This window comes from Flagellimonas meridianipacifica (assembly GCF_003001695.1).
Classification (GTDB): domain Bacteria; phylum Bacteroidota; class Bacteroidia; order Flavobacteriales; family Flavobacteriaceae; genus Flagellimonas; species Flagellimonas meridianipacifica.
Genome location: NZ_PVYX01000001.1, coordinates 1,823,827 through 1,847,194, shown reverse-complemented (window position 1 = coordinate 1,847,194; position 23,368 = coordinate 1,823,827). Strand labels below are relative to the sequence as shown.

General features: G+C 40.8%; 15 protein-coding genes and 1 pseudogene. 2 read left to right on the top strand and 14 right to left on the bottom strand.

What is annotated here, in order from left to right; all coding sequences use genetic code 11:
* Positions 1-12 precede the first annotated feature (12 nt).
* A complete protein-coding gene (locus CLV81_RS08510) occupies positions 13-2,277 on the top strand; it encodes an acyl-CoA dehydrogenase family protein (protein WP_106144593.1) in 2,265 nt (754 codons plus the stop codon).
* A gap of 4 nt (positions 2,278-2,281) precedes the next feature.
* Here CLV81_RS08510 and CLV81_RS08505 read toward each other — a convergent pair whose 3' ends face one another.
* From CLV81_RS08505 to CLV81_RS08465, 9 genes are all read right to left on the bottom strand, one after another.
* Positions 2,282-3,106 carry a GIN domain-containing protein gene (locus CLV81_RS08505; protein ID WP_106144592.1) on the bottom strand — a complete coding sequence of 275 codons (825 nt, stop codon included), beginning with the start codon at positions 3,104-3,106 and terminating at the stop codon, positions 2,282-2,284.
* A 123-nt stretch (positions 3,107-3,229) separates the two neighbouring features.
* Positions 3,230-5,062, bottom strand: a complete 1,833-nt coding sequence (locus CLV81_RS08500) for a cytochrome c oxidase subunit I (protein ID WP_106144591.1) — start codon at positions 5,060-5,062, stop codon at positions 3,230-3,232.
* A 51-nt stretch (positions 5,063-5,113) separates the two neighbouring features.
* Complete coding sequence (locus tag CLV81_RS08495) at positions 5,114-6,178, bottom strand: cytochrome c oxidase subunit II (RefSeq protein ID WP_106144590.1); 1,065 nt, start codon at positions 6,176-6,178, stop codon at positions 5,114-5,116.
* Positions 6,179-6,206: 28 nt separating this feature from the next.
* On the bottom strand, positions 6,207-7,565 hold the full coding sequence (locus CLV81_RS08490; RefSeq protein ID WP_106144589.1) for a quinol:cytochrome C oxidoreductase: 1,359 nt from the start codon (positions 7,563-7,565) through the stop codon (positions 6,207-6,209).
* A gap of 14 nt (positions 7,566-7,579) precedes the next feature.
* Positions 7,580-8,152: a c-type cytochrome gene (locus CLV81_RS08485; protein ID WP_417935421.1), complete on the bottom strand. Its 573-nt coding sequence runs from the start codon at positions 8,150-8,152 to the stop codon at positions 7,580-7,582.
* Between the two features lie 4 nt (positions 8,153-8,156).
* Positions 8,157-8,681, bottom strand: coding sequence for a DUF3341 domain-containing protein (locus CLV81_RS08480; RefSeq protein ID WP_106144587.1), 525 nt, complete (start codon positions 8,679-8,681; stop codon positions 8,157-8,159).
* 2 nt (positions 8,682-8,683) lie between these two features.
* Positions 8,684-10,429: an NrfD/PsrC family molybdoenzyme membrane anchor subunit gene (gene nrfD, locus CLV81_RS08475; RefSeq protein WP_106144586.1), complete on the bottom strand. Its 1,746-nt coding sequence runs from the start codon at positions 10,427-10,429 to the stop codon at positions 8,684-8,686.
* Positions 10,430-10,462: 33 nt separating this feature from the next.
* Positions 10,463-13,588: a TAT-variant-translocated molybdopterin oxidoreductase gene (locus CLV81_RS08470; RefSeq protein ID WP_106144951.1), complete on the bottom strand. Its 3,126-nt coding sequence runs from the start codon at positions 13,586-13,588 to the stop codon at positions 10,463-10,465.
* Between the two features lie 28 nt (positions 13,589-13,616).
* Positions 13,617-14,978 carry a c-type cytochrome gene (locus CLV81_RS08465; RefSeq protein ID WP_106144585.1) on the bottom strand — a complete coding sequence of 454 codons (1,362 nt, stop codon included), beginning with the start codon at positions 14,976-14,978 and terminating at the stop codon, positions 13,617-13,619.
* A gap of 237 nt (positions 14,979-15,215) precedes the next feature.
* On the opposite strand from CLV81_RS08465, the gene CLV81_RS08460 reads away from it, so the two are divergent.
* Positions 15,216-15,590 carry an SPOR domain-containing protein gene (locus CLV81_RS08460; protein ID WP_106144584.1) on the top strand — a complete coding sequence of 125 codons (375 nt, stop codon included), beginning with the start codon at positions 15,216-15,218 and terminating at the stop codon, positions 15,588-15,590.
* A gap of 28 nt (positions 15,591-15,618) precedes the next feature.
* On the opposite strand, the gene infB is transcribed toward CLV81_RS08460, so the two are convergent.
* The 5 genes and pseudogenes from infB to CLV81_RS08435 all read right to left on the bottom strand — a co-directional run bounded on the left by infB (position 15,619) and on the right by CLV81_RS08435 (position 22,896).
* Positions 15,619-18,324: a translation initiation factor IF-2 gene (gene infB, locus CLV81_RS08455; RefSeq protein WP_106144583.1), complete on the bottom strand. Its 2,706-nt coding sequence runs from the start codon at positions 18,322-18,324 to the stop codon at positions 15,619-15,621.
* Between the two features lie 43 nt (positions 18,325-18,367).
* Complete coding sequence (nusA, locus tag CLV81_RS08450; RefSeq protein ID WP_106144582.1) at positions 18,368-19,600, bottom strand: transcription termination factor NusA; 1,233 nt, start codon at positions 19,598-19,600, stop codon at positions 18,368-18,370.
* Between the two features lie 13 nt (positions 19,601-19,613).
* Positions 19,614-20,075, bottom strand: a complete 462-nt coding sequence (gene rimP, locus CLV81_RS08445; RefSeq protein WP_106144581.1) for a ribosome assembly cofactor RimP — start codon at positions 20,073-20,075, stop codon at positions 19,614-19,616.
* Between the two features lie 647 nt (positions 20,076-20,722).
* A pseudogene (locus CLV81_RS08440) lies at positions 20,723-21,538 on the bottom strand (methyltransferase domain-containing protein); the annotation flags it as partial.
* A 488-nt stretch (positions 21,539-22,026) separates the two neighbouring features.
* The gene (locus CLV81_RS08435; RefSeq protein ID WP_106144579.1) at positions 22,027-22,896 is read right to left on the bottom strand and encodes a M57 family metalloprotease; all 870 of its coding nucleotides are present in this window, start codon (positions 22,894-22,896) and stop codon (positions 22,027-22,029) included.
* Positions 22,897-23,368: the final 472 nt, after the last annotated feature.

Sequence of the window (23,368 nt, the reverse complement as noted above, 5' to 3'; positions counted from 1 at the left end):
ATTCTAAACTTTATGATAGTAGTAGATTACTCTCCAGGAATTTTACAGTATATCCCATTCTTTTATGTCATTTGGTCGGACGATTTGCTTTCTGCTTCCGAAATCTCGGTAATTCAAAAAACGATTAACGATGACACCCACCTCTCTGAAAACGAGAAAGAACAGTTATTGGAATGGTTGGACCGGAATAATCCACCTCCTGAAGATGAATTCAAAAACTGGAAGCAAACCATTTCCAATTCCAAAATTAAGCTTATTGAAAGTGACACCTATCCACTTACTTCTTTGAGTCAAAGGCTGGGAAATACGTATTGTGGTGAATGTGAATTCAATGATTATTTAAAAAACATTGAACTCAACCTTGGTATTCAACCCAATCATTATAATCATTTGTTTGATGTAGAAGTTGTACATGAGAAAACTTCGAAACAATATGACGCCCGTGTTTTGGATGCCCTATTAAAAGGCCAACATACGGCTTCTGTGGATAGTTTTCGGGATTTCTTGAATCAAGACGTTTTCAATGGACAAGTTTTACGCAATAAGGAGGATTACCGCAATAGGGTGCTGAAACAGGTTAGCTTGTTGGGTAAGCATGGTTACGGAGCTTATGCTTATCCTTCAGAATATGGAGGTAAAGGGAATATGCCTGCCTATGGAGCTATTTTTGAACATTTGATGTTTGTTGATGGGAGTTTAGCCGTAAAGTTTGGGGTTCAATTTGGACTTTTTGGTGGTAGCATCCAAAAGCTCGGAACCAAACGCCATCACGACCTTTATTTAGAGGATGCAGGAACTGCTGAATTGTTAGGTTGTTTCGCTATGACGGAAACCGGCCATGGTTCCAATGTACGCGGTATACGAACCACCGCCACATATGATAGAGAAACGGATGAAATCGTAATTCACACCCCCGGAAAAAATGATAACAAAGAATACATTGGAAATGCTTTGCATTCCAAAATAGCAACCGTTTTTGCCCAGTTAATTGTTGATGGAAAAAATGAAGGGGTTCATGCTATTCTTGTTCCCCTTAGAAATGAAAAGCATGAAGTTTTTGATGGAATAACTATTGAAGACAATGGATACAAAATAGGACTGAATGGTGTTGATAATGGAAAAATATGGTTCAATCAAGTGCGAGTACCCAGAGCAAACCTCTTGGACAAGTACGGCAGTATAACCGATAAAGGTGAATACTCTTCCCCCATTAAAAATCCGAACAAACGTTTTTTCACTATGTTGGGCACTTTGGTAGGTGGTAGAATCTGTGTGGCGCGTGGTGCGCTGGGAGGGGCTAAAATGGCTTTGGCCATTGCTGTAAAACATGCCCTGAATCGACGGCAATTCAATGACAATGTCAAAATTCAAGAGGACTTGATAATGGATTATCCAACACATCAGGTACGCTTGACCCCTGCCATTGCAAGCGCCTATGTATATCATGTCACTTTAGAAGAGATGATGCAATCCTATAGTGACGAATCACAAACGGATAAGAGGGAAATCGAAACTCAGGTGGCAGGTTTAAAATCAATCATTACCTGGTTCGGTAACTCTACTATTCAAGAATGCAGGGAAGCTTGTGGCGGAAAGGGGTATTTGTTGGAAAACCTAATTGGTGATTCCAAAGGCGATGTGGACATCTTTACTACTTTCGAGGGCGACAACACGGTATTGTTGCAGCTGGCGGCAAAAGGGGTCCTATCCGATTTTAAGGCCGAATTCAACAGCGCTGGTTTTGCTTCGGTCCTTAAACTGCTTCGCACCCAACTATCAGACCGATGGAATACTTTGAATCCAGTATATGCCAATAAAGTGGACGCAGACCACCTCTACAATCCTAAATTCCATAAGCATGCTTTTCAGTACAGAACTCGAAGATTGACCTACACTCTAGCAATGCGGATACGTAATTACATTAAAAAAGGAATTCCGGCATATCAAGCTTTTCTAAAGGTGCAAACCCATTTGATTGCACTTGGGAAAGCTTACAGTGTAGAGTTGGCATATAATACGTATTCCAATTTTTGTGAGTCGATTCAGGATGAGGAGTATAAATCTCTTCTTGAAAAATTGGGAACGTTATATGCTCTTGACGAAATCAATAGCGAAGCGCGATGGTATTTGGAGCAAGGTTATATTGGAAGTACTAAGTCCAAAGCAATCAGACAGCGAGTTGAACGTCTTTGTACTGAACTAAGGCCTCATATTGAAGTGTTGGTGGATGGTTTTGGAATACCTAAACATTGCATGAGCGCTCCCATAGCCCAGTAAATGTTCATTCCGTTTTCTTAATCAATTGAGAGGTATCCAAAAACTCAAGAATTGTGATTTTTGGATTTCCATAAAGCTGTGTTTTGGCGTTTCCTTTTGAGGATAGTTCCAAATCCCGATAGGAATTGACTCTGACATTGGCGGCACCCTCCAGGTTGGCCTTTACCGAACCTGCTTCCATTCGCTCCCCTTTATACTTGGCATTCCCAATAACTTCCAGTTGCATTCTGTCTGCAGTTCCTTCAAAAGTAAACGAGGCATTTTCTTCCAAGTTCACCATGCTTGCATCAGTAACCGCATAAATATAGGTTTCAGCCCTTTTGTTCATGGTCACATTTAGGGAATCCACATCTAAGTTAAATTCGGATTTACTAGTATCCTCCAAGTTAATGTCCATTACTGACGCACTAGCTTGCAAAGTAAGCTTTGTATTGGCAAAACCGTCAACAAAAAGCTCATCACTGTTTATCATTTCTTTGGACACAATACTCCCTTCTTTCGCCGTAATTGCTTTAAGGTCTGTATAGTTCACCGTTATATCGAATTGTTTTTTGGAAGAGACCGTATAAAACGAAGTAATGACCAAGGTATTATCTTCCACCTTAAACTTTAAAATATCAATCAAGTTATCATCCGCAATAATTTCATATCCTGGCCCAAAGGACTTTTTAAGAACAATATCCAAATTGTCATTAAGTTGTATTGCATTGAAAGGAGGTAATTCTTCATTCACCTCTGTCACAATTCTACTCCCTTTGATTTTTGGTTTACGTTGAGACATGACCAACATTGGAATCAATATCAAGCTGCAAAGAAATACTTTCTTCATAGGTGTTCGTTTTGATAGGCACTTAAAGGTATTATAATTTGATGCAACAATAGCTATACCAAAGTGCTAAAACAAAAAACCCATCCTTAGGGATGGGTTTTGTAAACTGTTATGGTATTGAACTTAATGGTTCAATTCTTCTTCATTTTCTTGAAGAGGCGTATCCTGAGGCACAAAATCCTGTCCAGGAATTATGTACTCTCCGTTTTCATAGGTCTTACTGTAATCGTAAGCCCAACGGTGTACATGAGGTATTGCTCCAGGCCAGTTTCCATGAATGTGCTTTTGAGGTGCAGTCCATTCCAATGTATTGGACCCCCAAGGGTTTTGAGGCCCTCTTTTTCCATAGAATATGCTTCTTACAAAGTTGTATACAAAGACCAACTGAGCTAGACCCGCGATGATAGCAAAAACGGTCATTAGCACTTGCACGTTGGTCAATTCATCAAACATTGGGAAAGCTGTGTTTTGATAATATCTACGAGGCACCCCTGCCATTCCGACAAAGTGCATTGGGAAGAACACCCCATAGGCACAGATTGCGGTTATCCAGAAATGTACATATCCCAGGTTCTTGTTCATCATACGGCCTTGGAACATCTTTGGGAACCAATGGTAGACTCCAGCAAATAATCCATAAAGCGCCGATATACCCATTACCAAGTGGAAGTGAGCTACTACAAAATAGGTATCGTGAACGTTTATATCTAAAGTACTGTCCCCCAGAATTATTCCGGTAAGACCTCCTGTTATGAACGTGGAAACCAAACCAATTGAGAACAGCATAGCCGGATTCAATTGCAGATTCCCTTTCCATAAGGTGGTTATATAGTTAAATGCTTTTACTGCCGAAGGAATTGCAATCAACAACGTAGTAAAGGTGAACACCGATCCCAAGAAAGGATTCATCCCTGAGATGAACATGTGGTGTCCCCATACAATGGTAGAAAGGAATGCAATTGCCAATATAGATGCCACCATAGCACGATATCCGAAAATAGGTTTTCTAGCGTTGGTAGACATCACTTCCGAAGTGATTCCAAGTGCAGGCAACAATACGATGTATACTTCAGGGTGACCTAAGAACCAGAACAAATGTTCATATAAAACAGGTGAACCTCCTTGGTAGTGCAATACCTCTCCTTGTATGAAAATATCGGATAAAAAGAAGGATGTACCGAAGCTTCTATCCATGATAAGCAACAAGGCTGCAGACAACAATACTGGGAAAGAAATCACACCGATAATGGCAGTAACGAAAAATGCCCAGATTGTCAATGGTAAACGCGTCATCGACATTCCTTTTGTTCTAAGATTGAGCACTGTTACGATATAGTTCAATGATCCCAATAAAGACGATGCTATAAAGATGGCCATAGAGACTAACCAAAGCGTCATCCCCGCTCCAGAACCTGGCTGGGCCATTGGCAATGCGCTCAAGGGTGGATAAATGGTCCATCCTGCTGCTGCTGGTCCTGCTTCCACAAATAAGGAAATTACCATAATCACTGAAGAAATGAAGAACATCCAGTATGAAAGCATGTTCAAAAAGCCTGAGGCCATATCCCTTGCTCCAATTTGCAACGGAATCAAAAGGTTACTAAATGTACCACTTAAACCTGCGGTTAATACGAAGAACACCATTATGGTACCATGAATGGTAACCAATGCCAAATAAATGTCCGCATCCATTACGCCATCTGGAGCCCATTTTCCAAGCAAGGCCTCAAAAATTGGAAAAGATTCACCGGGCCAAGCCAACTGCATTCTAAACAAAAGAGACATAGCAATCCCTATAAAGCCCATGATAAGACCTGTAATAAGATATTGCTTTGCAATCATCTTATGATCTTGGCTAAATATATATTTGGTTACAAAAGTCTCTTTATGGTGATGACCGTGGTCATCATGTGCATGATCATCTACGTGGGCTGGTGCATGTGCTGTTACAGACATAACCTAATTTTTAATTATTTATTTTTCTTTTTCTAGCTTTCTATAAAGATATTAAGGATTTACGGAAACTGTCTCCTTAAATGTAGTTTGTTCCGACAACCACTTATTAAATTCTTCCTCCGTCTCCACTATAATCTTCATTTGCATGTTGTAGTGTGATTTTCCACAAATCTTGTTACATAACAACACATAATCAAATTCCCAAGGGTCTGAGTCGGGTCTTCCTTCTGCCGCCCATTTGGCTCTCAATGCATTGGTGCGTTTCACCTTATCCACTACATCTGGATTCAAACGAATTTCATCAGTGGTCACAGTTGGCGTAAACGAAAACTGAGTAATCATTCCAGGCACACAGTTCATTTGAGCTCTAAAGTGAGGCATATACGCCGAATGCAAAACGTCTTGGGAACGCATCATAAAGTTAACTTTACGACCAACTGGCAAGTGCAATTCCTTTACAATAATATCATCCGAAGCATTAGGGTCGGATTCATCCAATCCTAAAACATTGGCTCTGTTTATATCAATCAGTCGCACACTTGCATTCCCTAAAACATTATCCTCTCCCCCATATCGTGCCGTCCAGTTAAACTGCTGGGCATATAATTCCACGATTAATGGGTCATCCTCATCATTTACATCCATGATGTTTGTCCAAGTATATAATCCCCAAAGGATTAATCCCGCCAAAACAATCACAGGAATAATAGTCCAAATAAATTCCAAACGATCATTGTCCGCGAAGAACAGCGCCTTTTTCCCTTTTTCTCCACGGTACTTATACCCGAAATAGTGCAATAAAGCTTGGGTAATCGTTTGTACAAAAAAGATAATGGCAAAAGACACCCACATCAATTGATCGTACTCCCCTCCATGAGCAGAAGATGCTTCCGGAAGGAGTACTTTGGTGTACTTCGCAAAACTAAAAATTGTTATTCCATATATAAATATCAGGAAACCGAACAATAAGTAACCATTGTATTTATTGTCAGAATCTGTAGCAATTTCCGCCGTAGCCTGCTCTGTTTTGAGTTGAGACAATTCAAAAATCTTGGTCATCTGCCAGATGGCGATTGCTACCAGGACTAAAACGGTCAATGTTAATAATGCAGTCATTGTTATCTATCTAGAAACTTAAATCGTATTAATAATGAAATTGTCTACTTTCCTCAACAAACGGGTTGCGTTTTGGTTGCAACGGCACTTTGGTAAGAGTGTTAAACACCCAGAAAGTGAACAACCCGCCAAAAAACAGGATTCCACCAATTTCAGGTAAACCTATATACCATTGGTCTCCAACTGTTGCCGGCATCACCATTACAAAAACATCCAAATAGTGGCCCAATAACACTACAATTCCCGTCATGATAACGAACCAATTCACTCGTTTGTAATCGCTGTTCATCAACACCAACAATGGGAAAATAAAGTTCATAGCGACCATACCAAGGAAAGGTAATTGATAATCTTGGAAACGTGCGACAAAATAGGTTACTTCTTCAGGAATGTTTGCGTACCAAATCAACATAAATTGAGCAAACCAAAGGTATGTCCAGAAAATACTGATACCGAACATGAATTTTGCCAAATCGTGGATATGACTATCATTCACTTGCTCTAAATATCCTTTGGATTTTAAATAAATGGTAATAATCGCAATAGTTGTAATTCCAGATACAAACATGCTTGCGAACACATACCATCCAAATAAGGTGCTGAACCAGTGAGGGTCGAGACTCATAATCCAATCCCATGACATCATGGATTCCGTTACCAAGTAAAACACCAAGAAGGCCGCAGACCATCTAAAATTCTTTACAAAATTTGAATTGTCATCGGATTCATCTTGTGCCAAGGATAATTTTCTCGAGTACTCTCTATAAAAAATCCATCCTCCCAAGAAAATAGCTGCTCTAACCAAAAAGAAAGTAGGGTTCAAATATCCTGCTTTTCCTTGCAGCAACTTATCATGGGCAACCACATCTGCGTCCATCCAAACGAACATATGGTTCATGTGAAGAACAGACAACACCAAAATGACAAATACAATAATTCCTCCAGGCACCAAGTAAGCCGTAATCCCTTCCATTACCCTGAAAAGTAAGGGTGACCATCCAGCTTGTGCTGCTCGCTGAACAGCGTAGAAGGCCAACACTCCCAAGGCAATCATAAAGAAGAAAAACGCAGCTACGTACAATGCAGCCCAAGGTCTGTTCTGAAGTTGGTGCAACAAATGTTCATCATGCGAAGCATCGTGAGAGCCACCATGTGCTGATTCCTCTCCGTGACCAGACTCCTGCATATATTCCTTTTCTCCTTCCGCACCATGATGACCTGCTTCTTCTCCATGGCCTCCGTGGCCATCACCATGAGCCGAAGCTACCATTGCTTTTGCTTCCTCCACGTTGCTAGGCGCTGTAAGAAATCCCGTTGCGAGGCAAATCAATCCGATGGCCATAGCAATGTAAGAACCTAGTTTTAATCTATTTGAAAACGTGTACATAGTCTGCTATCCAATTATTTTGTTAGGTCTTCCTTTAATTTCATCACGTATTCGGCTACTTGCCATAGCTCTGTTTCGTTTTCCATCTGCGAAGCATAGGAACCCATGGAATTCAATCCATAATACATGGTGTGGTATGTGCTACCTACGGTTATGTTACGTGCAACATCATCATAACTAGGTACACCCAATATTTTTTCGCGCTTTACCAAAGTCCCCTGACCAGCACCATTGTTTCCGTGGCAAATAGCACAATAGACATCGTAGAGCTCTTTACCTTTAGCTAGATTTCCTTCTTTTTGGAGAGAATCCAAAGGACTAGGCTGCAATCTGGCCAATTCCTTTCCCTCAATGCTATTGTCAAATTCGTAAGGTAGCGTTTCTCTATTTATGGTATTATCAGGCGGCAGCATAGCCTCGGTTCCTTGAGGAAAAAGACCATTATCCACTCCTTCGTAAGTTTCATACCCTACAGATTCGTACATGTTCGGCATGTATTGGTAATTTGGACTGTTCTTATTGAAACATGAGCTCAATAGAAGAACAAAAGCCAAAACAAAAAGTACTTTACCAAAAGTTTTAATCATCATATTACTTTTTTTTGGGAACATGTACCTCTACGGCACCGGTTTCCAACAATAAACTTTTTAACGCTTCCTCATCATCACCCACTTCAACTTCAACTAAAAAGTGGTCATCCGTAGTTCTCACATCAGGATTTTCCGCTTTTTTAAAGGGCCACATTCTACTTCTCAGGTAAAAGGTGATAACCATAAGGTGTGCCGCAAAGAAAACCGTCATCTCAAACATAATAGGCACGAATGCCGGCATATTCTCCAAATAGCTAAAGCTAGGTTTCCCACCAATGTCCTGGGGCCAATCGGCAATCATAATATAGTTCATCATAACAATGGCCACCGTAAGACCCAAACATCCATACATAAAGGAAGTGATAGCTATACGCGTATCCGCCAGCCCCATAGCCTTGTCCAAACCGTGAACAGGGAAGGGCGTGTACACTTCTTCGATATGGTATTTTTCGGAACGAATCTTTTTGACAGCGTTCATTAACACGTCATCGTCGTTATATATCGCTTTGAATGTTGTTGCTGCCATGATTACTTATCTAAATTGATTAATCCTTTTGCCTGTCCAGCCCAATCATCACGTTGTGCTCTTCCTGGGAATGAACCCGTAATGGAATCCAAAAGATTGTACTCTTTTTCAGTCATCTTGCTTACCTGAAGGAAGGAAAAAATTCCGATTTTATTCAAGGTCTTTTCCATTAATGGACCAATTCCTTTTACTTTTTTCAAATCGTCTGGACTCTGAGTGTTGGTATCAAAACTACCAATGGAACTCAACAGTTGCATAACCGGTGCTCCTGAAAAACCACCAGTAGCCTCTGCCGTCTCCTCCTCAGTTTCTTCGACATCCACTTCAATGATTACACCATTGGTTGGCTTGGTATATAATGGTTTCCCTGCATCACGAAGTACCTTGAAACGTTCTCCGGAAGATTTCAATATAGATTTTACCTCTGCCTGTGCTATTACTGGGAATGTTCTTGAATACAAGAGGAACAATACGAAGAAGAATCCAATGGTTCCAATGAATATTCCGATATCTACAAAAGTAGGAGAGAACATTGTCCATGAGGATGGCAAATAATCCCTATGCAACGAAGTAACAATAATTACGAAACGCTCAAACCACATCCCAATATTTACTATAATCGAAATAAAGAATGAGAACATAATGCTAGTTCGCAGTTTTTTGAACCACATGAACTGCGGTGAGAACACATTACAGGTCATCATAGACCAATACGCCCACCAATATGGTCCGGTAGCTCTATTCAAGAAGGCATACTGCTCGTATTCAACTCCAGAATACCATGCAATAAATAGCTCTGTAATATAGGCGCAACCTACAATGGAACCTGTAATCATGATTACAATGTTCATCAATTCGATGTGCTGTACCGTAATATAAGCTTCCAGGTTACATACTTTTCTCATAATAATGAGCAGCGTTTGTACCATGGCGAATCCGGAGAAAATCGCACCTGCAACGAAATACGGTGGGAAAATGGTAGTGTGCCATCCTGGAATTACCGATGTGGCAAAGTCAAATGATACAATGGTGTGTACGGAAAGTACAAGTGGTGTAGCCAAACCAGCCAAAACCAAGGAGACTTCCTCAAAACGTTGCCAGTCTTTAGCTCTACCAGTCCACCCGAAACTTAACAAGCTGTATATTTTCTTTTGGAACGGCTTTACCGCTCTATCACGAATCATGGCAAAGTCAGGCAACAACCCTGTCCACCAGAATACTAATGATACCGATAAATACGTAGAAATCGCAAATACGTCCCAAAGCAATGGAGAATTGAAATTTACCCATAGAGAACCAAATTGGTTTGGAATGGGCAATACCCAATATGCCAACCAAGGTCTTCCCATGTGAATAATGGGGAACAATCCAGCTTGAATCACCGAGAAAATGGTCATCGCCTCTGCAGAACGGTTAATGGCCATTCTCCATTTTTGCCTAAATAAAAGTAGTACAGCGGAAATCAAGGTACCTGCGTGACCAATACCTACCCACCATACGAAGTTGGTAATATCCCAAGCCCAGTTTACTGTTTTGTTGAGACCCCAAACTCCGATTCCGGTTGAAATCGTGTAGATAATACAACCTAGACCCCATAAAAAGGCTACTAAAGCGATACTGAATACAATCCACCAGTGTTTATTGGCCTTTCCTTCAACAGGACGGGCAATATCCACAGTTACATCATGGTATCCCTTATCTCCCAGTACTAGGGGCTTTCGAATAGGTGCTTCGTAATGCGACGCCATAATTTATTTTATAGTTACTTTCTTATTTATTGATTATGCCTCGTTTGTATTCCTCACTTTCACGTGATAAAATACGTTTGGTTTGGTTCCTACATGTTCCAACAAGTGATACATTCTATCATCTTCCTTCAATTCCGCCACCTTACTCTCTTCGTCGTTAATATCTCCGAAAATGATAGCTCCGGAGCTACAAGCAGATGAGCACGCTGTCTGGAATTCTCCATCCTTGATAACTCGACCTTCACGCTTAGCATCCAAAATTGTTTTTTGCGTCATTTGAATACACAATGAGCATTTCTCCATGACCCCTCTAGAACGGACGTTGACATCTGGGTTAATTACCATTTTACCCAAATCGTTGTTCATGTTGAAGTCAAACTCATCATTATCACTATACAAGAACCAATTGAAGCGACGTACTTTATACGGACAGTTATTGGCACAATATCTTGTTCCCACACAGCGGTTGTACGCCATATGGTTTTGACCTTGTCTACTGTGCGCTGTTGCAGCAACCGGACAAACCGTTTCACAAGGTGCATGATTACAGTGCTGACACATTACAGGCTGGAAAGCCACTTGCGGGTTGGCAGATGGATCTTCCATCTCACCAAAACCACCTAGAGCACCGTTATCACCCCAAAGTCCTTCAAGATTGTCTTTCTTTTCATTATCCTGCTCAAAAGTATCTTCTGAGGAATAGTATCTATCAATACGCAACCAGTGCATATCCCTTGAGCGTCGAACTTCTTCTTTCCCTACAACAGGAACATTATTTTCTGCGTGACAAGCAATAACACAAGCTCCACAACCGGTACAGGCATTTAAATCAATGGACATATTAAAGTGGTGTCCAATAGAACGGTCAAATTCCTGCCACAAATCAGCATCGGGAGAAGTAACCGGAATTTCTTGGTGGTTTAGGCTTACCTCAGGAATATGGTTCCACTCGTGCTTATCTTTTGTGTTGAAGATTTCCAGCGTGGTTTCTTTGATAATATCCCCACGGCCCATCATGGTTTTATGCAACTGAACACATGCAAACTCATGCATCCCAGAAGATTTTTCAATACTTACGGATTGTGTCTCGACAAAGTTTTTGTATAAAGAAAACGCGTTGACCCCAGTGGCCATTTCGGCTTTCATTCCAGCTTGTCTACCATATCCGAAAGCAAGACCAACCGTACCGGGTGCCTGACCTGGCTGAATAATCACAGGAACGTTCTCAAGAGCAGTTCCATCCACGGTTAACTTCACGTAGCTACCATCCAAACCTCCGTTGGCCACATTTTCATTTTCCAAGCCCCATTCAGTGGCATCAGCTTTAGAAACCGTTACATAGTTATCCCATGAAACTCTAGAGATTGGATCGGGAAACTCTTGCAACCATGGATTGGTTGCTTGTTTTCCGTCACCCATACCTACTTTAGAGTACAAAATTAACTCGGTACCGTTACCTGTAGAGTTAACCAAGGAACGAACTGCTGCGGTAATTGGTGCTACGGTAGATTCCACTTCTTCCGTTTCTTCAACTGAAGCGGTTTCTTGAGCAACTTCATCCACTAAAGTGGGAGCCATTGCCGCAAAAACACCATCTTGCAATGCCTTGTTCCAGCTTTCTCCTTGCAGAATTTCTGTATCCCAAGTCTCACGAATATAATCGTAATATGTTTTATCACTACCCATCCAAGTCAATAGGGCAGCTTGGAATTGTCTTGTATCAAACAACTCGCGAATAGCGGGCTGAGTAAGACTATAGTGTCCTTTTTTAAGCTCAACATCTCCCCATGATTCTAAGTAATGAGAAGAGGCAGCCACATATTTAGATGCCTGAGCTGTTTCATCATTATTAAAGGAAAAGCTTACCGAAACATCTACTTTTTCCAAACCGCTGACAAATTCTTCGGCATTTGGTAAAGTATATGCTGGGTTAACACCGTCAGTAATCAAGACACCTACTCTTCCTGCATTCATATCTGCAACCAACTTGGCTACCTTGGCAGAATCTCCTTGACGAACAAATTTTGGATTCTCAAAATCAAATGCCTCACTTGAAAGCAACTTGTTGATAGCCAAAACAACCATTTGTGCATTGACATCATTCAATCCAGTAACCACAACCGCCTTGCTTCCCGCTTGGCGTATTTGGGCTAAAATGGCATCAACAGCTCCATCTACATCCGAAGTTCCACCACCAACATTGCTCCCATTCAATTTACCGTATAACTTGGCCAAAGCAATTTTTTGGTTGGCAGAAGTCATTGGATACCTTTTATCGGCGTTTGCACCGGTAAGGGACATATTACCTTCCAATTGGATATGCTTGGACATTTTTCCATTTTTTGGAACACGTCCCTTTGCATAACCGCTATCATATCCTCCACCTTGCCAATCTCCAAGGAAGTCAGCACCGAAGGAAACAATTAGCTCAGCTTTTTCAAAATCGTAGTCTGCCAATGCCCTCTCCCCGTGCATCGCATTGAACGCATTCAAAGCAGCATCTTCTGAAATCGCATCGTAAACTACATGGTTGGTATTAGGATATTTTTCTTTGAATTCAGCAATCAAACGAGCGGTAGATGGACTCGCATAGGTTTGGGTCATCAAGGCAATTTGTTTGTTGGAATTGGCCAAACTTCCCAATTTCGCCCTAACTGTGGCATCCAAAACTTTCCACTCTACAGGTTCTCCATTTGCAGTAGGCCCTTGAACCCGAGTGCTATCATACAAACTCAATACAGATGCTTGAACCCTGGCATTTGCACCTCCGTTCACCTTGGCATCCGTGTTATTTTCAATCTTGATGGGTCTACCTTCCCTAGTCTTTACCAAAATACTGGCAAAGTCATATCCATCTGCAATTGTGGTAGCATAGTAATTGGCTACTCCGGGTACTATATTATTAGGTTGAAAAACGTAAGGAATCGACTTATGCACAGGTCCTTCGCAAGCTGCCACAGCTGCTGCAGCGGTACTAAAACCAACATATTTCAAAAAGTCCCTTCGGTTTGTTGTTGAAATAGACAAATTTTCTTTGTCTCCCAAAAACTCATCAACCGGGATATGTTCCGTGAATTCGTTTTGTCTTAGCGTCTCAACAATGGAATCGTTCGGATTTAATTCCGCTTCGCTCTTCCAATATTTTTTGTTTGATGCCATACGATATCTCTGAGATTTATCTTCTTTTTTAATAGTGACACTTTCCACATTCCAGACCACCCATCATAGCGGCAGTCAATTCCTCTACACCATACTTTTTGGAAAGCTCGGCGTGGATAGCTTCGTAATATTCATTGCCCTCAACTTTCACATTGGTTTCCCTATGACAGTTTATACACCAGCCCATGGTAAGTGGCGAATATTGGTACATAATTTCCATTTCCTCCACGGGACCATGACAGGTCTGGCACTCAATGCCAGCAACTGAAACGTGTTGAGAGTGGTTGAAGTAAGCAAAATCAGGAAGGTTATGGATTCTCACCCATTCCACAGGTTGGGATTCACCTGTGTAACGTTGGTTTTCCTCATCCCATCCTACTGCTTTGTACAGTTTCTTGATTTCAGCGGTGTAAAATTCGTTGGTGTAGCCATTTGCCAAATCTTCATCACTTGGCCCTTCCGGATTTCCGGTATACTCATAAATGGATTTGTGACAGTTCATACAAACATTCAAAGAAGGAATTCCGGAATGCTTGGATACTCTGGCCGAGGAGTGACAGTATTTACATTCTATCTTATTGTCACCCGCATGTATTTTGTGTGAATAATGTATTGGCTGAATCGGCGCATACCCTTGGTCCACCCCAACTTGCATCATCCAGCCATATGCAAAATAAGCACTGGCCAAAAGTAAAAAGATGGCACTCACCAAAACTAAAAATTGATTTTGTGCAAAGGCTTTCCACAGCGGCAACCTTTTTTCGGCTTTAGCCTTCTCCAATACAACACCATTGGCCTCTGCAATGCGTCGCAAGGTATTGTTGACCAAAATCAACATGATGACCAAAAGACCAAAAACTAAGGCAAGAGCACCAAGGATAATTTCATTCGAAATTCCACCAGAGGCTCCTCCACCTTCACCATCGGCGGAAGCTACAGTAGCAACTACCGGCTCAGGTGGTGGCGCGGCGGTATATGCCAAAATATCATCAATATCTTGATTGCTTAGGGTTGGGAATGCGGTCATAGCCGCTTGATTGTACTCTGCATATATCTTGTTGGCATAAGCATCACCAGAAGCAATCATTCCAGCACTGTTCTTGATCCATGCATACAACCATTCCTTGTCCAATCCCTCATCTTCGTACAGCCTTGTTTCCACATTTGCTAATGCAGGCCCTGTCATTTTTCGATTCAAAGCATGACAAGCTGCACAATTCTGATTGAACAGTTGTTTTCCTTTGGCGGCATCACCTCCAGCAGCACTGGATTCCTCTACAGCAGTTTCTTCTGCCGCAGTTTCCTCTTGTGCATAAAATGAAGTTGAAAAAAGTAGGAAAGAAAGACCTAAAGCTTTTACTAATAGTTGGCGGTATAAAACCTTTTTCATACTTGCGTAATTTCTGTCGAAATTTTTGGTACGGTTTTTTCTACTTTACAGCAATAAAGAGAGAGTTTCTCCGTATTAAAAATTGGACACAAAAGTAAGACATAGCGCGATTTTTTGAAATGTTAAGGGATTTATAAACCATAATTTATAATTATTCTAAATAATAAGGTCGCTACTTGTTTAATTATTAAAAATTTACATTTGTGTGCACGCTAAATTTTATTAAAACTCCTTCTTATGAAAAGTCTAGTGTTTTTAGGGATTGTAACGGTTTTCAGTGCTAGTGTTTGCGCCCAAAATGGTAGTATCACTATTGAACAAGACCCTAAAATTGATGAGTTGTTAAAAATGTATGCAAACGTCAATTCAAAGGCGGAATTTTACCAAATTCAAGTGGGTTTTGGGAGCTATCAGAAAGCTCAAAATCTGAAGACACAGGTGGAACAAGATTTCCCGGATTGGTACTCTAAAATAGAATTTGAATCCCCTACATATCGGGTACGTTTGGGTAAGTTTCGAACTCAATTGGAAGCAGAACGCAAATATTTGGAGGTACGAAAAAAGTATCCTGATGCTATGCTGTTAAAGCCAGAAAAAAAGGATAGAAAATAAAAAAACCCGCTTTCGCGGATTTTCTTTTTTACAGTGTTTTCTTGACTGCTACCTCTTGGAAGGCTTCTACTATATCCCCTTCCTTTATATCATTATAATTCTTGATTTGAAGTCCACAATCATATCCTTTCGAGACTTCTTTCACATCGTCTTTGAATCGTTTTAAAGATGCCAGTTCTCCAGTAAGAATTACTACCCCATCCCGTATCAATCGAATTTGGGAATTTCTGAAAATCTTTCCACTGGTCACCATACATCCTGCAATAGTTCCAATCTTGGAAATCTTGAAGGTTTCGCGAATTTCAGCGTTACCCGTAATCTCTTCCTTGATTTCAGGGGATAGCATACCTTCCATTGCATCCTTCAAATCATTGATTGCATCATAAATGATGGAATACATACGGATGTCAATTTCCTCACGGTCCGCAACGGCTCGCGCATTACCCATAGGTCTTACGTTAAATCCAATGATGATTGCATCTGACGCACTGGCCAGAAGAACGTCGGATTCGGTAATGGCCCCTACGGCCTTATGGATAATATTCACTTGAATTTCATCAGTGGACAACTTCTGGAATGAATCTGTTAACGCCTCAACAGAACCATCCACATCACCTTTAAGGATAATGTTCAATTCTTTAAAGTCGCCCAATGCGATTCTACGTCCAATTTCATCCAAGGTAATATGACGTTGTGTACGAACGGATTGCTCTCGTTGCAATTGCGAACGTTTGGCAGCTATTTGCTTGGCCTCGCGCTCATCATCCAGTACATTGAACCTATCACCCGCTTGAGGCGCCCCATCCAGACCCAAAATGGATACCGGAGTAGCAGGACCTACCTTTTTGATATTTTTTCCACGCTCATCCTGCATGGCCTTTACCTTTCCGCTACACGTACCAGCCAAGACATAATCTCCAATTTCGATGGTTCCTGCTTGCACCAATACCGTGGATACATATCCTCTACCTTTATCCAGGAAAGCTTCCACTACGGTACCTGAAGCTAGTTTATCAGGATTTGCTTTAAGTTCCAATAGTTCTGCTTCCAATAATACCTTTTCTAGGAGTTCATTCACCCCTTGTCCTGTTTTTGCAGAAATATCGTGAGACTGTATTTTTCCTCCCCAATCTTCAACCAAAAGATTCATAGACGCTAAGCCTTCCTTAATCTTATCTGGATTGGCTGTGGGTTTATCTATCTTATTAATGGCAAATACAATCGGAACACCTGCGGCCTGTGCGTGACTTATGGCTTCCTTAGTCTGAGGCATTATATCATCATCCGCAGCAACCACGATTATAGCAATATCTGTTACCTGCGCCCCACGTGCACGCATCGCCGTAAAGGCTTCGTGTCCTGGAGTATCCAAAAATGTGATTTTCTGACCGTCTTCCAAGGTAACCCCATAGGCCCCGATATGTTGGGTAATTCCACCACTTTCTCCGGCGATTACATTTTCTTCTCGAATGTAGTCCAACAAAGACGTTTTACCGTGGTCTACGTGACCCATTACAGTTACAATAGGCGCCCTTGGTTTCAAGTCTTCTGGAGCATCCTCCACTTCCTCAATGGACTCCTCTATTTCTGCAGTAACGAATTCAACTTGGTATCCGAACTCATCAGCAACAATAGAAAGTGTTTCAGCATCCAACCTTTGGTTCATGGTCATCATGATTCCCAAAGACATACATGCCGAAATAATATCAGTTGTTGACACATTCATCATTGTGGCCACTTCATTTACGGTAACGAACTCCGTAACCTTGAGGATTTTGCTCTCAAGTTCTTGTTGCTCGAGGTCCTTTTCAGTCTGTTGCCTATGCTGATCTCTTTTCTCCCTTCGGTATTTGGCTCCTTTTCCTTTGCTGGTCTTTCCCTGCAACTTTTCAAGGGTCTCGCGAACCTGCTTTTGTACTTCTTCTTCGGTAGGCTCTACCTTTGGAGCGGTACTTCTTTGTCCTCCCCTTCTATTTTGTCCATTATTACCACGATTTCCATTGCGGTTTCCGGGTTGAGGACCTGTTTTGCTGACAATACGCTTTCTTCGCTTTTTTCGGTCCGTAGCCGAATTTCCAGCGGAAGCATTGTCTTTGCTCTCTTCTTTTTTCTTTTTAGGCCTTTCAAACTTTGATAAATCAATTTTATCGCCAGTTATTTTAGGTCCAGAAAGCTTTTTGTATTGTGTTTGGATGGTTTCCGGTTCAGCCGGGGTTTCTTCCTCCTGGGGCTTTTCCTCAACCTTAGGCTCTTTTTTTGGAGCCTCTTCTTTAGCTACAGGCTCTTGCCGCTCTGGAACAGTTTCCACTTCCGGCTTGGTCTCTTCCACCGGTGTGACTTCTTCAACCTTTTCTGGCGTCGAAGGTTTACTTTCCAAATCAATCTTACCCACAGTTTTTGGTCCAGAAAGTTCTGCCTTTGCCTTAATGACCTGGCTCTCGGCATTTCTGCGCTCGCGAGCCAATCGGCGTTCTTCCTGTTCCTGTTCCATTTGGATACGAAGAGCTTCCTTCTCCTTTCGCTTTTCTTCCCCCACTTCTTTCGAAGCAACCTTTTTGCTCTTATCCGTCTGGAATTCATCCAACAAGACCTGATACACCTCATTACTGATTTTAGTGGTAGGACGCGCATCTATATCATGGCCTTTTGAAGCCAGATGGTCCACTGCTCTATCCAATGAAATGTTCAGTTCTCTTAGAACTTTATTAAGTCGTATTGTTGGGTTTCCTGCCATAAATACTTTTTCCTGCCCTTTAATTCGGTGCTAATATACTAGTTTAATCTTCAAACTCTTCTTTGAGGATACGAACTACATCATATACGGTTTCGTCTTCTAAATCAGTTCGTTTTATTAAATCCTCAACATCTTGTTCCAATACACTCCTTGCCGTATCCAGTCCAATCTTTTTGAACTCTTCAATAACCCAGCTTTCTATTTCATCAGAAAACTCGGTCAATTCCACATCTTCCTCTACGCCTTCACGGAACACATCAATTTCATAACCCGTCAGTTGCCCGGCCAATCGAATATTGTGACCTCCCCTACCTATTGCTTTGGAAACCTCCTCTGGCTTTAGGTAGACCTGAGCTGTTTTCTTCTCGTCATTTAATTTAACTGAAGATACTCTTGCCGGACTTAAAGCTCGTGTTACCATCAATTGGGAATTATTGGTCCAATTAATAACATCTATGTTTTCGTTGCCCAATTCGCGGACAATTCCATGGATTCTGGAACCCTTCATACCCACACAGGCACCAACCGGGTCAATCCTATCATCATAGGAATCCACCGCTACCTTGGCCTTTTCACCTGGAATACGAACTGCTTTTTTAATGGTAATCAATCCATCAAAAACTTCTGGAATTTCTTGGAAGAACAATTGCTCCAAGAACAAAGGAGACGTTCTCGACATGATAATAGCCGGTTTGTTTCCTTTTAATTCGACACTTTCTATCACCCCACGCACATTATCCCCTTTTCTAAAAAAGTCGGAAGGAATCTGCTTTTCCTTTGGAAGAATGATTTCATTCCCTTCATCATCCAACAAAATAATGGCCTTGTGGCGAATATGGTGTACCTCTGCAGTGTAAATCTCACCTTCAAGGTCTTTGAATTGCTTGTAAATAGTTGTGTTATCGTGCTCATGAATCTTGGAAATAAGATTTTGACGAAGGGCCAAAATAGCACGACGTCCCAAATCCATCAACTTTACTTCCTCGGACACATCTTCCCCCACTTCAAAATCAGGCTCAATCTTTCTTGCCTCGCTCAATGAAATCTCTTCATTGGGTTCTTCAACCGCTCCATCCTCAACAACAATACGATTTCTCCAAATTTCCAAATCCCCTTTATCGGGGTTGATGATGATATCGAAATTCTCATCAGAACCAAATTTCCGCTTTAAGGCACTTCGGAACACTTCTTCCAAAATTGCCATTAGGGTAACCCTATCAATAAACTTATCGTCCTTAAATTCCGAAAAGGATTCGATGAGCGCTAGGTTTTCCATTTTTGAACTACAATTAAAATTTTAATACAACTTTCGCTTCTTCAATGTCAGAAAAAACAATCTCCTGTTGTTTCTGAACCGTAACTTTTCCTTTACCCACAGGTTTGGGCTCTCTGGCTTTCCATTCGAGGGTAATGTGTGCTTCGGTCACTTGGGCCAGGTTCCCTTCAAACTCCCCATTGGTAGTCCTAACCTTTAATTTTCTGCCCAAGTTTTTCTTATACTGTCTTGGTAGCTGAAGTGGCGAAGTGGCTCCCGCAGAGGTCACTTCCAAGGAAAAATCCTCTTCTTCCCTATCCAAGTTATGCTCAATGGCACGGCTGATATTCATGCAATCTTTCAAATTTACTCCTTCATCACCATCAATGACCACTTTGATAGTATTATCACCTCCTACCGTGTAATCTATCAAGAATAAGGAAGGATGCTCTTCCAGTGCCCTGTCCAATAATTCTGTGACTTTTTCCTTCAGCATAGAATCAAATACAAGTAATAAAAGAGGGGACTCGAAGTCCCCTCATGAATACCATTATCCGTTCAGTGGTGCAAATATACAATAATATTTAGGTTTATTCCAAAGTATTCTCCAGCAAGAAGGTTTACCAATTTTGAAACGACTGTCCAACTTAAAAACACATCCTAAAAACTCCAACTATGCCCTAAAGTAATGGTTGATTCGTGACTGTTCTCTATAGCTAAGTTTTTAAATAATTGAATAGCATTTAAATTGAAGTTATGCTTCTTTTTCCAGAGATAAAAAACCGTTACCCTAAGGTTTGTGATTTGCGTACCTACCGTATCGCCTGGACTACGGTTATGGAAAATTCGAGAATAAAGATAGCTCAATCTCCGTTATGGATTTTGTCGAAAACCGAGCTATAAACTAGCCTGTGCCTTGAAAAAAGTATAACAAAATGTTCCCCCGCCATCAGCTGTTCGATATAAGTCTTCAATCCCGCAATCCAACTCCTTTTTATCGATGATTTTTTGGGCAAGTGCTTCATCCGAAATACCTTCAATCATGGCCGTAAAGGTGTTCTTAATGAATCCCTCCACAAGTTCAGGTTTGGAATCATCCACATATACCTGTCTGGGTGATACTACAATATCCGTGAATCCAGATTTATCAAGTATGGGATATAGTTCCCTACCTATATTGGGATTGCCCCCTTTCATTTTTTGTAGTCTTACTTGAGCCTCGACAGCTTTCATGGCGTTTATACTATCAGGGTAGAAATAGGTGGAACCGTGGTCACCTTCTATAAGGGTAATGGTCCCTTTGGGTTTTAGCACCCGTTTCAATTCTTGAACGGCGTCCATTGGCTTGGAGAGATGTTCCAGTACAAAGCACAAGAAAATATGGTCAAAATAATCATCTTCAAAGGGAAGTTTGAGAATATCAGCTTGCTGAAAGGCTACGTTTTCAATTTGGTTTTGGTCAATAGACTCCTGTGCTTTTTTTAGCGACCTAGAAGAAAGGTCCACACTGACAAAACGTGATTCGGGATTTAGCCGAGCAATGATTATGGTCTGTGACCCAACACCACAACCGGCCTCAAGAATCAATGAGCCGCTGTCCCATTTCGAATCCCAATGCAGTATCTGCTCGACCGATTTGGCCTGATTGTTCAATCGTACAGTCTCGGCTTTGGAATATCCATGAATATAGTCCTTGAGATTATCCTTCTTGGTTTCTTGGATGGCATTTTCCAAAGCCTGCATCTTTTCAAGGACCTCCTTGGCCGCATCCCTGATTGCTTTTCCAGAAGGTGTAAAAACCAACTTATTGTTAACTCGATGAAAAATCCTAGTCTCTAGACGACTTTCAAGTTCCTTGAGCTGGTGGCTTAATGCGGATTGTGTTAGATATAATCTCTCTGCAGCGTTTTTAAGCGACCCTACCTGGTGGATTGTATCTATTAATCTTAGATGCTTCATTTCTATCAAACTCATACCTTCCTATGGTTTTGAAAGAAAAATACAATTTCAGACCTAAAATGAAGCAACAAAAAACATGAAAAATACTAACCCTTGGTATTACTAATTTTCAATTCTGGAGCGTGCTACAAGGTTTTAAAAAAGATTTACCTAAATATTGAATAAGATGTCTCCAAAAGGTTCTTTTGGCATAAGAATCCTTTTTGGAGCAATAGTAACCATCTAGAATGATGGGTTTAGGGAATATAATTGTCGTTTTTTCTCTTGACTTCATTTAATAAAATCTCCCCGCAGTTAATTTCTTAGACGGAGTTTTGAATATTTTTAATTGCTTTGGATTTATCCAATAATTCGGTGTTTTTTTACTTTACCATAGAATCATATAGAGGTAATAAAAGAGGGGACTCAAAGTCCCCTCATCAATCCAATTATCCGTTTAGTGGTGATGATATGTTAATAAAACACCATGGTTCAAAAATGCCTAATTCTTAATACAAAAAGTTTAGGGCGATAACATCATTGTTATTGAACTCACCATCTACCCCACTGTTAAAACAAGCCAACATGAGAGATGTTGGGTCAAAGCCTGTAGGTGTTCCGGGAATTGGATTAGCTCCAAAAGGGGCCACGCCTTCATTGATATTTTCACCGCAGCTTTGTCTGCTGAACCAATCAGTGTGTCTAAATCCAATCGAATGTCCGATTTCGTGTGTAATTACATGCTCATTGACATTTGTTGAAAATCCGCTCAACCCATAAATCTGAATGAACTTGTTAGGGTTTCCACCACTTGGAAAACCAGCTACGCCCCCGCTCACACCAGGGTTGTTTACTGTATTGTTATATACTACCATATCCTTATCGCCAAAGTTGGTTCCAAAGGTCAAATCAAGTCTTATACTCAAATTCAATCGGTTATAATTGTTAACGGCCCACTGTAACGCTGTACGTTCTTTGCTCGAAAGGGCAAATGGACTACCAGTATAACCAATGATTGTCAATGTACGAGGATTTACAAGGTTGTTGGTGTGATATTGTCCTACCGACCGGTCCAAAGAAGCAATATGCTCATATTGTTCTCTGGAAATGGCAATGTCATCTTCTATGCCATATCGTTGCTCCACTGTGCCATCTGGTAAGTGGAAATCAACAATCTTAATTTCTCCAACATTAAAATAATTGCTTTTGAACACATCGGTAACTTCTTCTGTTACCACCAGTTTTGGGGCTTCAGATACTTCAACGGTTTCTCCAATAGTAGTTTGCGGGGTTTGCTGTGTGTCAATGGAGTCCTTATCACATGCATTTAGGGCAAAAAGCACAATTAAGGCACCAGAGACCATTTTAATTCGTCTCATAAAATGTAGAATTACGTTAATAAATAGGTTAAAATTCATCAGTAATTTACTACATTTTTTGTTTAATTTAATATTTTGTTAACATCTTATCGTAAGAACTAAGGCAGCTCACAATTTTCCTTTGATTTTTGTTTGAGAATGGTAATCACAAGAGAAAGAGGCGTATTCCAAAAAACCTTGGTCAACAGGATGAAGATAGATGAAAAGAAAAGGGAGTATACGAAGTTTTTGAAAGACCTTCAAACCAATTTAGAGTATACTCTTACGTTAAGTCACCCTATAAAACTCACAGTAAAAAAAATCATTTCTAAAGAATTACACTGTCAAATCGTTTGGTTGAGGCTTCTTTTTTAAAAGAACCTAAATAAAGATTTTTTGTGAACTTGATAATCCACACAAGAATGGTACGACCTCAAGTTGGTTAAGGTTTCAAGATATTTTGTTGTGTTTCCCTATACTCCCTTAAATCCTT

Excerpts from the sequence above, each read along its gene's own strand:
- CLV81_RS08510 (WP_106144593.1), top strand. The coding sequence starts at position 13 with ATGATAGTAGTAGATTACTCTCCAGGAATTTTACAGTATATCCCATTC.
- CLV81_RS08470 (WP_106144951.1), bottom strand. The coding sequence starts at position 13,588 with ATGGCATCAAACAAAAAATATTGGAAGAGCGAAGCGGAATTAAATCCG.
- nrfD (WP_106144586.1), bottom strand. The coding sequence starts at position 10,429 with ATGGCGTCGCATTACGAAGCACCTATTCGAAAGCCCCTAGTACTGGGA.
- CLV81_RS08465 (WP_106144585.1), bottom strand. The coding sequence starts at position 14,978 with ATGAAAAAGGTTTTATACCGCCAACTATTAGTAAAAGCTTTAGGTCTT.
- CLV81_RS08435 (WP_106144579.1), bottom strand. The coding sequence starts at position 22,896 with ATGAGACGAATTAAAATGGTCTCTGGTGCCTTAATTGTGCTTTTTGCC.
- nusA (WP_106144582.1), bottom strand. The coding sequence starts at position 19,600 with ATGGAAAACCTAGCGCTCATCGAATCCTTTTCGGAATTTAAGGACGAT.
- rimP (WP_106144581.1), bottom strand. The coding sequence starts at position 20,075 with ATGCTGAAGGAAAAAGTCACAGAATTATTGGACAGGGCACTGGAAGAG.
- CLV81_RS08505 (WP_106144592.1), bottom strand. The coding sequence starts at position 3,106 with ATGAAGAAAGTATTTCTTTGCAGCTTGATATTGATTCCAATGTTGGTC.
- CLV81_RS08480 (WP_106144587.1), bottom strand. The coding sequence starts at position 8,681 with ATGGCAGCAACAACATTCAAAGCGATATATAACGACGATGACGTGTTA.
- CLV81_RS08490 (WP_106144589.1), bottom strand. The coding sequence starts at position 7,565 with ATGTACACGTTTTCAAATAGATTAAAACTAGGTTCTTACATTGCTATG.
- CLV81_RS08500 (WP_106144591.1), bottom strand. The coding sequence starts at position 5,062 with ATGTCTGTAACAGCACATGCACCAGCCCACGTAGATGATCATGCACAT.
- CLV81_RS08485 (WP_417935421.1), bottom strand. The coding sequence starts at position 8,152 with ATGATTAAAACTTTTGGTAAAGTACTTTTTGTTTTGGCTTTTGTTCTT.
- CLV81_RS08460 (WP_106144584.1), top strand. The coding sequence starts at position 15,216 with ATGAAAAGTCTAGTGTTTTTAGGGATTGTAACGGTTTTCAGTGCTAGT.
- CLV81_RS08495 (WP_106144590.1), bottom strand. The coding sequence starts at position 6,178 with ATGACTGCATTATTAACATTGACCGTTTTAGTCCTGGTAGCAATCGCC.
- infB (WP_106144583.1), bottom strand. The coding sequence starts at position 18,324 with ATGGCAGGAAACCCAACAATACGACTTAATAAAGTTCTAAGAGAACTG.